At 42.3% G+C, this 14,570-nt stretch carries 14 protein-coding genes; 1 reads left to right on the top strand and 13 read right to left on the bottom strand.

All coding sequences use genetic code 11. The features are described 5' to 3' along the window. Positions 1-18 precede the first annotated feature (18 nt). The 5 genes from C3007_RS11550 to C3007_RS07255 are packed head-to-tail and all read right to left on the bottom strand — an operon-like array spanning position 19 to position 7,539. Positions 19-180: a hypothetical protein gene (locus C3007_RS11550; protein ID WP_165779964.1), complete on the bottom strand. Its 162-nt coding sequence runs from the start codon at positions 178-180 to the stop codon at positions 19-21. Between the two features lie 25 nt (positions 181-205). Beyond that, positions 206-5,518, bottom strand: a complete 5,313-nt coding sequence (gene gpJ / locus C3007_RS07270; protein ID WP_103853817.1) for a TipJ family phage tail tip protein — start codon at positions 5,516-5,518, stop codon at positions 206-208. 9 nt (positions 5,519-5,527) lie between these two features. Continuing rightward, positions 5,528-6,136 (bottom strand): tail assembly protein, encoded by a 609-nt coding sequence (locus tag C3007_RS07265; RefSeq protein ID WP_103853822.1) that lies wholly within the window; start codon positions 6,134-6,136, stop codon positions 5,528-5,530. After that, positions 6,079-6,822, bottom strand: a complete 744-nt coding sequence (locus C3007_RS07260; RefSeq protein ID WP_103853816.1) for a C40 family peptidase — start codon at positions 6,820-6,822, stop codon at positions 6,079-6,081. The genes C3007_RS07265 and C3007_RS07260 overlap by 58 nt, the downstream gene beginning before the upstream one ends. A 3-nt stretch (positions 6,823-6,825) precedes the next feature. Beyond that, the gene (locus C3007_RS07255) at positions 6,826-7,539 is read right to left on the bottom strand and encodes a phage minor tail protein L (protein ID WP_103853815.1); all 714 of its coding nucleotides are present in this window, start codon (positions 7,537-7,539) and stop codon (positions 6,826-6,828) included. Positions 7,540-7,685: 146 nt separating this feature from the next. Here C3007_RS07255 and C3007_RS07250 point away from each other — a divergent pair, with 146 nt between their 5' ends. After that, on the top strand, positions 7,686-7,880 hold the full coding sequence (locus C3007_RS07250; RefSeq protein ID WP_103853814.1) for a hypothetical protein: 195 nt from the start codon (positions 7,686-7,688) through the stop codon (positions 7,878-7,880). On the opposite strand, the gene C3007_RS07245 is transcribed toward C3007_RS07250, so the two are convergent. The 8 genes from C3007_RS07245 to C3007_RS07210 form a co-directional block, all read right to left on the bottom strand. After that, positions 7,881-8,207: a phage tail protein gene (locus C3007_RS07245; protein ID WP_103853813.1), complete on the bottom strand. Its 327-nt coding sequence runs from the start codon at positions 8,205-8,207 to the stop codon at positions 7,881-7,883. It lies immediately after the preceding gene. Beyond that, on the bottom strand, positions 8,207-11,707 hold the full coding sequence (locus tag C3007_RS07240; RefSeq protein WP_103853812.1) for a phage tail tape measure protein: 3,501 nt from the start codon (positions 11,705-11,707) through the stop codon (positions 8,207-8,209). The genes C3007_RS07245 and C3007_RS07240 overlap by 1 nt, the downstream gene beginning before the upstream one ends. A 62-nt stretch (positions 11,708-11,769) precedes the next feature. Continuing rightward, the gene (locus C3007_RS07235) at positions 11,770-11,976 is read right to left on the bottom strand and encodes a hypothetical protein (protein ID WP_103853811.1); all 207 of its coding nucleotides are present in this window, start codon (positions 11,974-11,976) and stop codon (positions 11,770-11,772) included. Between the two features lie 53 nt (positions 11,977-12,029). Continuing rightward, positions 12,030-12,335, bottom strand: a complete 306-nt coding sequence (locus C3007_RS07230) for a DUF2513 domain-containing protein (protein WP_103853810.1) — start codon at positions 12,333-12,335, stop codon at positions 12,030-12,032. A gap of 53 nt (positions 12,336-12,388) precedes the next feature. Next, positions 12,389-13,222 (bottom strand): phage antirepressor N-terminal domain-containing protein, encoded by an 834-nt coding sequence (locus C3007_RS07225; protein ID WP_103853809.1) that lies wholly within the window; start codon positions 13,220-13,222, stop codon positions 12,389-12,391. 327 nt (positions 13,223-13,549) lie between these two features. Next, positions 13,550-13,945 carry a hypothetical protein gene (locus C3007_RS07220; RefSeq protein ID WP_103853808.1) on the bottom strand — a complete coding sequence of 132 codons (396 nt, stop codon included), beginning with the start codon at positions 13,943-13,945 and terminating at the stop codon, positions 13,550-13,552. 74 nt (positions 13,946-14,019) lie between these two features. Then, a complete protein-coding gene (locus tag C3007_RS07215) occupies positions 14,020-14,229 on the bottom strand; it encodes a hypothetical protein (protein ID WP_103853807.1) in 210 nt (69 codons plus the stop codon). A 74-nt stretch (positions 14,230-14,303) separates the two neighbouring features. Continuing rightward, positions 14,304-14,570 carry a phage tail assembly protein T gene (locus C3007_RS07210; RefSeq protein ID WP_423716525.1) on the bottom strand — a complete coding sequence of 89 codons (267 nt, stop codon included), beginning with the start codon at positions 14,568-14,570 and terminating at the stop codon, positions 14,304-14,306.

The raw sequence follows: 14,570 nt of genomic DNA, 5'->3' as shown, positions 1-14,570 counted from the left end.
TTTTGCGGGCCGTATGAATTAATTATGTCCACCTGAACCAATGCAATTCTTACCAGGTTGCATATCTTGTGGTGATAATTGGTAACAAAACACTGGTTTAGTTGTGTAGTCAATAGGGTGTTGAGTTGAGCAAGCGGACAATAAGCTTGTTACTAATAGAGTAAAAATTAATTTATTCATAGTGAACTTCCTTTTGTGATTGTGATTAACAGATTGCAATAATTGGTATATCTGGGCAAGAAACCCACCCCGAGCCTGACACGGATGAAGTATAATTAATTATAGTCGCAGTATTAGCATTTACAACAAAAAAACCAGCTACAAATATTGATCCTGATGCACCACTTCCTCGTGCCGACCCACTCCCTGATACACGACCACCAGCCGAACTACTAATTGTAACCGAGGCTGATGCTCGAATAGTTGCAGCAGCACTACCTGAAGCTGTCCCAACTCTTAATTCGCAAAAACAAGCTGGAATAAGAATAACCCGTTTTTTACCAAAAGCAGGTATTGTTAAAGGTTTCCCATGTTGCAACGTAAATGCTTGAGCTGCATCATCAATAATATTCTCTGCATAAATTTTACCTCTAAACGTACCGCTAGCTGCAGATATATCCCCTTTAAATGTACCAGTTGCTCCACTGAGAGTGCCACTAAAAGTACCTTTTTTTGCCGTAACATTACCGTTACTATCAACAATAAAATTACCATTTCCGATATTCAACCTGCCTCCATTAATATTCGGTGATGTCAGAGTCTGATTCGCCCGAATATGCTTACCAAGGATTGTGCCATCCGCGATTAAATCGCCATTAACCGCAACACGGTTATTCACAACAGATAACATCGGCACTACATTACCATCACTGGCATTTTTCACCACGCCAAACTTATCTGCCATTACAATCACACTGCTTTCTGCTGTGCGGTTATCACCTGATGCACCTAGCGCAATGCCGGCAATCGCTTTACGACCGCCTGCAATAGTTTGCGTTTTGATGGTGTGAGTAGCAGATAGCTTGCCGTCTGTTGTCGCAACAGCTCTGCTTACCGTAGAGATTTGTGCTTTAGCATCATTGACAGATGCAGTTACGGTATCAATACGTTGCCCAAGGGCTTGATTGGCTCGAGTTAGGGTTTCTCGCGTACTATCAACTTTTGCACTCACCGCATCTACCGCACTTTCTAAATCTTCAGGTGCAGGTGTCCAGTCGGTGGCAATGGTGCCGAGTTCGAGCTTGACGCTGTGGAAAGCAAGCCATTCATTGGCATTAAAAGTACCCTGTACGCCAATTAATAAATATACTTCGCTAGATGTCCACGGCGCCGTAAATGTCAAAGTTGGTCTAGCGGACAAACTAGCCGTTACGGGGATTTTGGGGAGAGAAAAATTCTCTCCATCATTGCGCATCAAGTAAACATAATTCAGCCCCGTCCGCCGAATATCTGCCGTCCCTTGTATATTTAAGCTAAGAGTATAAGTTTTACCCTTAATAATATGGGATCTTTGATTTGCAATCGTCTGAATAATCCCCATACTGCTATATTCAGTATTTCCAAGAAAGGTTAAGCGAGTTAGGTTACGATTAGCAAAGATAGATTGATAAATTCGAACATTTGCAGAGTTGCCAAAAATAGCTTTAGTTTTGTACTCACTATCAATAAGCACATTCCGCCCGCCAACTTTGATGTTATCCACCTCAGTTTTCATATCGTTCCGCCACTCGCTTTGCAGCGTTGTGCGAGCAAGGCTTGCCACTTCGGTTTTATTAGCTTTTGTCGATTGGATATTAGTGATACCAGATTCGGCATTACTTACACGGCTAGTTAACGCGGTGATTTTATCTGAGTTAGCCTTATCCCCACTGACTCTAGCAGACTTTTCTTCCGCGATTTGACTATTGGCTTTATTCAAGTTCGCTGTAAGTTGATTAAGTTGCGTGGCAGTTGATGAGCGATTATCTGAGACGGCTTTTTCCACACGAGAGATACCGCTTTCAGCTGTAGCCATTCTTGTGGTTAAACCGTTAATTTGTTGAGCTGTTGTTTGCTCTTTTGTGGCTTGCGTAGATTTGTAACTAGTCAGCTCCGCACTTACTGCCTCCACCGCACTTTCTAAATCTTCCGGTGCAGGTGTCCAGTCTGTGGCGACTGTGCCTTTTTCCAATTTGACATTTTTAATATCTAAATATGAGCCAACAGCAACATTACTGCCGCCAATTAAAGCTCTGATATTAGTTAATTCTCGCGGTGCGATAAATACAACAATTGCTTTGTGCCATTCATCATCATTGATGACCGTAATTATTGGTCGAATTGCCCAGTTGCCAACATCATCTGATAGCACATAGGTGTAATTTAAGTTTGGCATATTTGTACGATAATCAAAGCTCAATACAGCCTTATCGCCTTGTTCTAAACTATGAGTTGATTTCGTTGAGTTATAAATACCACTATTGCCGCTCTCATTAACTTCGAGGTGGACGTAGTCAGATTGTTCGGTTATTTGCCCTCTTGTGTGATATTGTCGATACTTAGATAAATCTCCTGTGCCAAACAATAAATTTCGCCCACCAATCTGCAAATTATCAAATCTTGCATTAAGGTTTTGGCTTACTTCAGACAGGCTTTGTGCTTGCGTGCTGATTGTGCGTTGTAGATTGGACAATCCACTTTCTGCACTTGCCACTCTTGATGTAAGAGCAGTGCGTTGCCGCGCTTCTGCTTCATCGCCTTTTGCTCTTGCTACTTTTTCTGCTTCCAATCCTGATAAGGCTTGTTCGGCTTTGGCAGTCAAAGCCGTAATTTTTTGCGCTTGTTGAGCATCAGTATTTTGTAACTGCGAAATAGCCGTCCCCCGAGCATTTGCTTCTGCTTGGATTTTGGCAGTTAATTTTGCACTTTCGGACTGGATTGCTTTTGTGCGATTGGTTACTTCCGCATTGAGTGCGGATGTTCGCGCTTTTGCTTCATCTTGGATCGCTTTTGTGCGTGCTTGAGACTCCGCCATAATTTGCGCCATTGCATTGGCAACAGCAGATTTGCGCAATCCTGCCTCATTTTCCACCGCACTTTTAATATCCGCTTGCAAGCTATCAATCAGACTTTGACCAAGCTCGCTTTTCGTAATTTGACCGTGCAAATAATCAGTAAGTGCGGTAGCGTCTTGGCTTGGTTGCCCTTCTACCGCATCAGTAAATCGCCCCGCATTATCGCCATCAACCATTCGCACCCAGAACCAAAAGCGATCGTTAAGGCTCAATCCTGAGTAGGTGTAGCTGTTTGTAGGGTAGGCAAGGCTTACGAGTTTGCGTGCATTGGCAAATTGATTATCACTACTTACCCAAATTTCAATGGCGGTTTTTGGGTTCGCAAAAATGGGGTTACGCCAGTTTAGCTCAATGGCAAACATTTTTGGCACAGTGACTAATTCGCTCACCGCCAAACGCACGGTAAAGGTTTTGGTTACAGGGTCAGAGAGTTGCCCTTGGGCATTTTTGGCGCGGACTTCAGCAATGTACTCCCCATCTGGTAAATCCACAAAGGTGATTTTTGGCGAGGTTAAATTGTCATACAGCTTGTAAAACTTGCCATCACGATAGAGTTTGATTTGATATTTCACCATCGCGCTATTTTGTACAATGGCATCAAAACTTAACTCAATCCCCTCACTATTTGCTTGCACCTGCACATTATCCACTTTGCGCAAACCGCTTGTGGCGAGTGTGGTTTCTCGGGGTTCAAATACCGCGCCATTATCCACAATCGCTTCTTTTTGTGGTTCGTGTTGCAATGCAACAATGGTGTATTTGCCTTTTTCCTCTTCGCTAATTGAGAGGCATTTAAACAACTGCACATTGATTTGTTGCGTAGTAAGCGACCAAACCGTGTAAGGCGTTAAATCTTCTGGCATTGCCTCTAACACCGCCTGATTACCATTGGCGACACCCAAAATGCGAATGTCTTTGTGTTTACCCTCTGCGTTGATATAGGTCAAATAACTTTTACCCGAGATTGTAATCTCACGGTCTAAAATGGCTTTACGCCCCTCAATCGCTAAGACACGTCCACCGATATTCGTCGCAGCATAATCACTGTCTGCCACGCGAATAATATCACCAGGGATATGCATTAAACCTTCTGCGCCCACGCTAAAAGTTACGGTTTTAGTCTCTAATCGTTCGGTTTCTAAAATCCATTTTCCCGTACGGTGCGCCTGTCCGCGAGAGGTACAACCAAAAGCAGTGACTTTTTTGATATTTAGCCCATAACGGCGGATAAGATCATCATCCGATACCACCTCTACTTTTTTCTCGTAGCTGTCTGAAGCATCAATATATTCAACGTGGATTTCGTTATGACGTGCCTTAAGTGCGGAATATTGATAGCTAAATTCGCCACCCACTACGTTAGCGTTGGTGTACGTCCACACGGGGTCAGCAGGTCTATCCATTACCACAGTAAATTCACGTCCATTCCACACCGGCATTGCACGGAAAATTGAGCAAATGTCATTAATCACATCATAGGCTTTACGTTGCTCAACAAGCCACGCATTACAGGTAAAACGTGGCTCTTGACCGCCAAAGCCATCAGGCACAAGCTGGTCGCAATACTGGGCCACTTGGTAAAGCGTCCATTTATCTACGCTAAACTCGCCCAATCGTTGACCTAAGCCGTAACGCTTGTTGGTCATCAAATCGTACAACACCCACGCAGGGTTATTTGACCACGCAACTTTAAATGTACCGTCCCATAACCCATTATAAGTGCGGTTAATTGGGTCATAATTACTTGGCACTTTGAGTTTAATGCCGTAGATTTCGTAGTTGCGATTTGGGATTGAACCAAAATACTCTGAGTCAAACTGGATACCCACAAGTGCGGTATTGGGATAAGTAAACTGCGTTTCGATGATTTCTGTGTAGCTTGACCATAACGTGTTATTTTGTAAACGTTGGCTTTTGCTATCGTCAGTTAAACGCTCAACCCGCACTTGAAATGGCACGGGAGGCAAATCGCCGTACTCAAACTGGCGTAAGTATTGTGAGCTGTATTTGCCGTCAATCACCACAGGATAAATACGTTCACCAATGGTTACGCGCAATTCAACACGCGTGCCATTAGTGTCACCCTCATCATTTTGTGAAAATAAGGATTGCACACCAAGCGTTAAGCGCAGACGAGAAACTTTGCTATCCGTAATAGTACGAGTAATCGGCACGGTTTTGCGTACCTGTGCGCTGACTGCCACTTCTTTTTCTGACGTGTTAAACCCCTCCATTATGTCTTGGTCTTGCACACCAATGCGCCCTTGGGCGTCCACGTTGTTAAAATTGTAGCTGTCATCGCTCGCTTGGATTGGCGTTTTATCTAAAAATACGGATTTCACGCCATCTACCAAACCTTGAATTTCCCCTTCCGAAATAATCTCAACGATATTGACTAACTGCTTTGAGCGACCACTTTCTGGTGCTTCAACGGGCGTATGACCGCCACCACCACCTTTACCCATAACTACTCCTTACAATCGACCTTTTCTAAATCCCACTTCGCGTTCTTGCGTCTTATACACTTCTACATCAATCGTTCTTACACCTTGTGAAATCACCATTGAGCCTGTGAGTATGCGACCATAAGCCAATGGCACCATTCGACCTTGTGCAATCATATTTGCACGATTGGAAAATGCCGTGGATTGTTTTTTCTCCGCGTCATTTGGGTTCTGCATTGAGGGTTGTTTTGTTAGCATTTGTGCCACCCCGCTAATCATTAACCCAAGCCCAGCTGAAATTAAGGCTTGTCCGCCGTAGGCGTAAGTGATAGCCCCCACAACGATTAATACCGCACCCAAAATAGTTTGAAATAATCCTGCCTTTTTCGACCCTTTCAGCACCGGTGTAATATGCACCGTCATTCCTGCTTTGAGCTTGTAAAACAAGCCTTTCTCAAGATAGCGATTATCAAGATATTCACGCCCGATGCGCACGGTAAATAAACCTTTTTGGATAAACTCACGTAGCTTAGGGATTTGTGAAGTGAGGGCTTTAATACACTCCGCAGGCGTCTCCGCCTCTAACTTAAATGCAGTGCCAAACTGTTTAAGGGCACCGTAAAATCTAACGTTGACCATTGCGTAAATCTCCAAATACTATGTGTATGTTTAAACCAATATCCATCGTATAAATCCCGTTTTGATAAGCGGCGCGGGCTATGGTGTAACACCATTTGTTCGCCGAGATAAATCGCGGCGTGATTTGGCACATCTGCCCCCACCTGCATTAAAATCACATCACCAATTTGCACCGCACTTTCATCAGTCAACCTTTCAAAGCCGTGCTTGCTCATATTATCGAGATAGAGACTTAAACCGTCTTCCCACCAATAATCATCTCGTTCAAAATCGGGAAAATCTGCACCTGCCAAATAATAAAAATCCCGAAACAGCGTGTAGCAATCCATTACACCGTGATTAAACTCACGCCCAAGCAACGGTGGGATTTTGGGGAAGATATGGATTTCATCACCGCACACGAGCCAAAAATCCACGTCTGCCGCCAGTTGGGTTTGGCGGTCTAACAGCGATAGCACCGGTTCTCCGCCAGGGTGCGAATGCACAAGTGCGGTGATTTTTCCCAAAGAATTTGCCCGCAAAAAATCTTCGGGCGAAATCTCGAAATGGTTTTCTTTGTCTTCTGCCTGATTTTCACAAGGCACAAAAACCGTTTCATCACCCTTTAAAACAACGAAACCGCAACATTCGTGCGGCTCTTGGGCTTTGGCATACGCCAAAATAGTTTGTTTTAACTGCTCAATCATTTATTACCCCAGCTTATCCACCGATACAAATCCCCCGTAGTTGCGTAGATTGTTACGCAACTTACAGCCACTAATTAAGCCGCTGCACTTGTCTTTGTTTTTATCTCGAGTAGGTTGGTCTTTTTCATCAGCTACTGGGCCACCTGTGTAGCCACATTCGGCGGAGCGATAGAGCCAGCCACATTGCACCGTGATAGTACGAGCGGAAATCAACGCATTATCCGTTTCGGTGGGTAACGCAAGCGTAAACACTGCCACATCTCGTTTGAGCGTAGATAACTGTTCAATCACAAAATAACTCAACACTTCTTGGCTTGGGTCTGCTTGTTTGTTGCCATCGGTAAAGTTCACCGCGTCTAAATACTGCATATAGACCTGACGGCGGCGAACAATGCCGCCTAAACACTGATCAAAGCGTTGCACAAGCCCTGTGATAAAGCCGTTGATATTGGCAAGCGTTAATTCTGGGCGGTTACTTGGACCTTGACCAGATAGTGCAAACCCACTGGCTTTTACGCCAAAGGCTTCATAGGTGTGTCCTTGCCACACAATCGGCTGCATCATTTCATTTGTACCTGCATAAAAACGGAATAATTCACCATTCATTCCGTCTTTGTCTTTTAGGTTTCGCAAATCGACTTCAAACAGTTCAATCATTGCGTTCTGTTCGAGCTTGCTTAACTCAAGTTTCATTTGGGTAGGGATTTGTTGGGGCATTTTATCTCTCCAATAAAAAACCGCTCAAAATAGAGCGGCTTAATTTTAATTTTGCGATCACGATCGAGAAAATTAATTTCGCTAATCGCCATAATTTACAAAGTTTTTTATAGTGTCTGCCAGACAAACAACAAAGGAGCAACACTATGAAAAGCAAATTTAAACGCTATCTCATCTCACACAATCTAGCTAATCAAGCAAGCGCTGAAGTGCTTTTATCAAAACTTACAGACAAATTAGAAGTCATAAATTGCAATGAGGTTGAAACAGAAATACTCGAGGATTTACTTGCTGAATTTCTTGATACCTGCACTATCCAAGAAATAGCAAGCCTGCTGTGATTACGGAACCTCTCTAAATTCACAGCTAAATTCCGTGTAGGTTTTGCCCATTTTTGCGGGCCACTTGCTACACACGACTTTTTTACGACTGTTAGTGAATGGGTCGTGGAAATAAAAAGGCTCGACACCTTTATGCCGAGCCAAAAATTCATCCACTTCCAACCGCACTTTATTTCGCACTTTCACCACCACAGGATAAACCCGCAATAAATTATTGATCGCCCGAGACTGCCGTTGGGTGTAACCATCGCCAAACTCAATCTCATTGACTTTAGGCGAGTTTTCCACGGTAAATTCTGGACGGATGCACCATTTAAAGGTTTCCATTAGCTAAATGCGCCTCCTGCGCGGAAATTGGTTTGAATAACTTGGTTTGCCTCATTACGTGCAATGGTTTTCATCAGCTCAAGGGTGATTTCAAGTTGATCGCCTTTTTGCTTCGTGCTGACTTCCGCTTGCACAGGTTCGCCTTGGTTGATCACTTTGACGGTGATGTTTTGCGTGCTGTTATTGGCTCGCTGTCCAATCACTGGTACTTTCGGCACAGCCACACCGCCACCATTAGCAAAACCACGGCGACCCGCGAAAGCTCCACCATAGTTGAGGTAGTTAAGATAATCTAACCCAATACGGCTTGTCGCTTCTTTGGTGATGACATACTCGCCTTTATGTACAATGCCAGCGGGAGTATATTTGCCACCTAGTCCTGTAAAACCACCCGTATCAAAGCCAACCAAACCGCCTTTCCAGTGTTGAGTAGGTGCGGTTACCTCTCCGCCCCCTGAAAAACCACCAAAGGCAGAAGAAATCGCTTTAAACATTGCCATTCGGATTGTCATTTGAACAATATCTTTGATGATTGACCGAGCAAGATCACCAAAATTGGCTTTTCCAGTCATCGCCAATTCCGTTAGTGCGTCTGACATCCCATTAAAGGCGTTTACGGTGATGTTTTCCATATTTTTAGCTACGTCGGTAACATCGGCTTTAATTGTTTCCCAGCCTTTCTTGATGCCTAGCACGGGATCACTTTTGGCTTTTTCTTTTTGCTCTAGGATAAGGGCATAGCGTTCTTTTAGTTTGGCAATTTCTTCATCAAGCTTCGCAATGTTTTCTTTAGACATTCCAATTTTTAAACGGGCTGCTTCCGTATCAAGTTGGTTGCCATAACGCAATAATTCTTGTTCTTGACGGCTTTTGCCTAATAACTCAAGCTCAAATTCCATTGCATCAAGTTTTTCTTTATTGCTGTACTTAAATTGTGCGATATTAACTGCTTGCTGTGCCTTGTCAATTTGCTCCGCCATCGCTTTTAACTTAGCAAGACCTTCCGACCCAAAATGCTTATATTTTTCAGCATTGACTGCAATATCTTGAGTGAGTTTATTCACTTCTTGATATTGGCTGGGTTCACCATAAAGAGCTATATCACTTGCATTGGCTTTTAGCTCCGCCAAGCGTTGTTGCATTTGGGTAAGTTGATCAGTGTACTGCTTGACGTAATCAGTCTTTGATTTTTTACTTCCGCCCGATCTTCTATTGCTCTCTTTGGCTAACTCCGCACTTACATAGGCATCAACGAACTTATCTTTCGCTTCGCCTTGATAGCCTTTATTTTTTGCTGCTTGCTCCGCATCGTGCTTATACAACGCTTTTCCTTTTAAGCCCGCGCGCACTTTATCCGCAGCTAACTTGTTGAGGTCTTCTTGCAGTTTATCATTGGCATATCCTACAATTTTATCGCCTTGTTGGAATGCCAAAATCCCTTGTCCTGCAAACATTGAAAACAAAGACTGCAATTTATTCTTCGCGTCTTCTGCGGAGATACCCAACTCGTCCAATGATTTGCTAAATAAAAAGGTTTTATCGGTGACATCTGGGGTTTTACTTGAGCCAATGCCCAAAAGTTGATTGTAATGTTCCCGGGTAGCGTTATAGCGTTCATTAGTCGCATCTAAATCCCGCATTGACTGATCCAAATCTGCGTTGAGGTCGATTAACTCGCCCTGAACTTTTTTCACCTTTTCCGCATTACTTGCAAACGAATAAAGAGAGTCTGCACCATAGTTAAGCATTTCCCCTTTATTGAGTTCCTCAAGTTGTTTCTGTAATTCCGCTGCCTTTTTCTTTTGCTCCTCAATTTTTTTGTTAAATGCCGCTTTGCTTTCTTCAAGGTCTTTCAGTTGTTTTTGCAATGCCGCCGCAGACATTTTTTCTAATGCAGCTTTACTTGCATCAACCGATTGCACATAATCTTTGGCTTTTTGCGTTGCTTCATCTGTGGCATCTGCGGTAGCGAACCAATACCCCGCAAACGAGGCAACGACGGTAAGTGCGGTTATTCCCAACATAAGCGGATTGGATAAAAATGCCGCTTTCATCATTTGAAGTTCCGCGGTTACTCCCCGCACAACACCGCGGTAAACATTCATCAACGCGCTTGATTTAATTAAGCCCGCTTGATATGCACTTTGTGCGACCGCGTTTTCCATATACGCGACTTTAACGCCTTGCTTTACAGCAATAACCTGTTCTTCTGCCGCTTTTTGCAATTTTGTCATCGCAAGTTCTTGCTGTCGAAGACTCAATATTTGGGAGGTTAACGCCGCACGCTGTTCTTGCGTTGTCGCACTTTTTAAGCGAGCAACCAATAATTCGCGTTCCACCACAATTTGTTGCTTGGCGTAAGCGATATTCTGCACTTCAGCTTGTGCAAGGTTATATTCAGAGCGCGCTTTTTCATAGTTCGCTTGTGTCGTGAGTGATAAGGTTTTCGCCGCCTCACGCTCTACAATTTGTTTTTCTTTTGCAATTTTTAGCGATTTTTGATATTCAGCGAGTTGTTGGATTTTTGGGCGCGCTAAAAAGTATCCTCCCACTAACGCGAATTGCCCCGCCCTTTCCGCTAACGTATCAAAATTATTCGCAATGGTATTCACCACATCTGCGATGGATTTTGTACTCACCAGCCCTTGATTGAGTTCACCCACCCATTTTTGCGCGGCGTTATTTAAATTAACAAAAGCGCCCGATAAGGTTGTATCATTCGCACTAAATAAACGGTCAATTTCAACCCCCATTTTTTGTAATGCTTTGATGATAACATCAGTGGTTAAAACGCCTTTTTCACCCAACTCTTTTAATGCGCCAACTGGCACACCTAAACCATCGGCGATCGCTTTCGCTAAGGCTGGCGTTTGCGTCATTACCGAAGATAATTCTTGACCATTTAACCGCCCTTTATCTAAAGCTTGGCTAAACTGCAAAAGCCCCGCCTCGGCAGAAGCTGCGCTCACCCCCGATAAGGCAATGGTTTTATTTACCGTTTCCGTTAGGCGAGCCACCTCACTTTGAGCAATCCCAAGCTCTTTTGCGCTGCTTGCAAATTTAGTGTAGACCTGTGCTGTTGCATCCGCAGATTGAAAGGTTTTTGACGAAATATCATAAACTGCCTGAATGGCCTTTGCTTCGCTTACACTATCTTCCGTTACTAACTTAATACGGTTTTTTAATTCAGTATGCGCATCGGCTAATTTAATAATTTGTTGCGCTGCATTTTTTGCTGAACCGCCCAATACTCGAGTAGCGGTTTCAACCAGCTGCCATTTTGTGGAATTATTAATGGAATTAGCGGCTTTTTCGATATTGTTTAAATATTTTGTGGTACGTTCCGAAAAGGTTTTTACACGCTGTTGGGCATTTTCAAAGTTGACCTGTAGCTGTTTTGTGAACTTCTGTGTTTTGTAATCTGAGCTATTTAATGCTTTTTCAAAGTCTAAGGTGTTTAACCCTAGATAAATATTAAGACCACCAAGTGAACCTGACATAAACTTTTCTCCATAAAAAAACCTTGCTATAAGAGCAAGGTTTTATAATCGTATAAAGGGATTTATTTATTTTGTGGGGCTTTAAATCCATTAATTATAGCACTTAAGAAAAAGGCGATAATTAAAGCCCCCCACCAAGGAATGCTAATATCAAAATAAATCATTCCTGCGATAAATAAACCTATTGGTATCAAAAAAAGTAGAGGCAAGATAATCAGCGACCAAGAAAAACGTAGTAATCCCCGAATAAAAAACATTAGATCTGACATATTCCCTCCTAAATTTTATTTTCCAATCTACCAAATCCCCACTGGCAGTCAAGCTATTTCAATAAAGAAAACAATAAACTTTTTCCTGCTAATTTGATTGCCTCAAAAGATAAATCAATCCCTTTGGTTTTAATGGTTTGTTTAATTTTATTCCACGCGGTATCATTTCGGATTTTGTCGAGAAACTCGTGTCCTTGCCACGTTAGCTTATGTTGAGAATCAATTAATTGTGATTGCTTCAACAATAGGTAGTGATATTCCACCACCGCGGGCGGAAAGCCTTTTATGCCTCCATTGTCTAATGACGTAAGTGCCAATTTGAACAAAATTTTGCGGATAAGCTCCCAATTTCGTTTCATTTGATTCTCCTGCAACCGCACTTAAACTAAAGTGCGGTGATTTTTTGTGAAATTTATTTCACATAGCCTAATTTTGGCATTGTTGCTGCGGTTACTGCTTGTTCAAAATCATTGAGCCAAACCGTAAATTCGTGGTGAATGTCAAAAAGCCCTGCCGCTAAATCATTGCGGACGTAAGGCTCATAGCCCATTATTTGGTGAATTTGTCGCAATGCTGTTTCCGCTTTTTGGGCTTTGGCGACCGCGAGACGATGAAATTTCACTAAAGCTTGGGCGGTATTAAGCCCAATGGAAATATATTCTTGTTTTTCTGGAATAATCAATTCACCTTCTAAGATAATTTTGTGAGCATATTCCACCGCTTGCGGTAGTTGCTCTCTACTTAATTCGTCAATGTGATTTACATTAAAGCGTTGATGGATTAGCTGATAAGCGTCAGAGTAGATTAAACCTTTTTTGCTCACTAGCATATTGACTGCATCGCGTAAACCTGTGCGATCATCAACTGTGGTTTGCGATCTTTCTGCCTTGCCTTTATTCCAATAATCAAACAACGCCTGATAGCATTCTCTTTTGTATGTAATCAAGGTTTCTCTGATTTCAGGTTTCACACGTTTTACATCAATGCCAAATAACCAGCCGTTAAGGTATTGGATTGGGAGGCAGAGCATTTGGCGTTCTTTCCCATCTTCGGCAACCATTCTTATGATAAGAACAGTTGACTTTAAAACATCATCACGTTTAATACGATTAAATTGAGATTCCCATTGCAGTCCAATATTTTCACAAATCGGTTTCATTGCAGTGTAGTATGTACCGTTTTGTTCAAAAGTAACTAAAGATTGATTGTGAAATTGAAGTGTTTGAGTTGAAATTAGATTAGACATAATCCATCTCCTGTTTATATTTTTCGAAATTATCAACTATATTCATAATGAATATGGTTGGTGCCGAGAGGTTCGAAAGCCAAAACAGGATGGCTGGAGTTATTCCCCGAAGGTATTGTATTCCTCACCCTCTCGACATTGAGCAAATATACCGTTTTTCGTTTACTAAATTTGGCTGAGAAAAGGAGAAACACCAAATTCTAGATACAAAAAAACCGCATTGGATTTCGGTTGCGGATTACCGCCTGTTTTAAGGTTACGACACCTATGAGGTTAATATAAAAGAAAACCCCGTTGAGGTCAACAGGGTTTGTGATAATAATATAGTTATTTCTTAGAGCAAAAAGTCGTATTTCGCATTGAATTATGTGCTATCACATCTTGAATATTGTGAATAACTACATCATCCTTTATTAAAAGTGCTTGGGTCTTATAACCTGTATATGCTCCATACGAATTTTTACCATTCAATGTCACACACGTTAGATAACCGAATTTATATGTGCCAAAATCCTTTATCCAAACTCGAGCTGGTTTTGTGATTTCTTTATATTTTAAGCTATCTGGATCTTTTGCAACTTCCTCATAATAGGATTTGACTATATTTTGATAGTTAGCTGGATAATTGCCGTAATCCGCGGCGGCAATTTGTTCTTGAGTCAAATTAGTTGCACACCCCGCCAATACCGCACTAACCAATCCAATTAATACTAATTTTTTCATAATTAACTCCTAAACTAAAAAATAGGAGTTAATCATACCAAAATCAGGCGAGTTTTAAAGTGATAGAGATCACATCACCACCAACGGATCGCAGTGATTAAATCAGGCAACAGCCATAAAATGACACCTATACATATTGCTAATCCACAGCTTTTAAAGAGAAAACGTAATCCAGTCGCAATATCTTTCCCTGCTTTATCTGCACCTTGTTCGCTCATATTTCCTCCCACGAAGAAACCTAAAATAAGTTTGATTACATTACTAATACTGCTATAATCCTGCATATAAATTATTCCTTTTAAGTATGGATTATTAGGAATGAAAACCCCGAAGTGCTGCAAACGCTTCGGGGTTTGTTTTATCTTTGAGCCAAAAACATCTCGCTACCATCATCAAAATCTTGGTTATTTTCCACCGCACTTTGGTTAGCAAAAAACGGCATAAACTCGGTGAGTTTTGGGCTGTCTTTTTTCGGATCGCTGTTAATCGCCGCTAAAAGATAGGCAATTTGTGCGGTGCGATAATCTTCACGCCACAAGCCGAACGGTTGTTCTTGGTAGAATTGTTCATATTCTTGCAAGTGGCGCTCTGGCATTGATTCGATTTCTGATAGCGTTTTGCCCAA

Origin of the sequence: Avibacterium gallinarum (genome assembly GCF_002921135.1) — a bacterium.
GTDB lineage: Bacteria > Pseudomonadota > Gammaproteobacteria > Enterobacterales > Pasteurellaceae > Avibacterium > Avibacterium gallinarum.
This window is presented reverse-complemented; position numbering and strand designations above follow the sequence as displayed.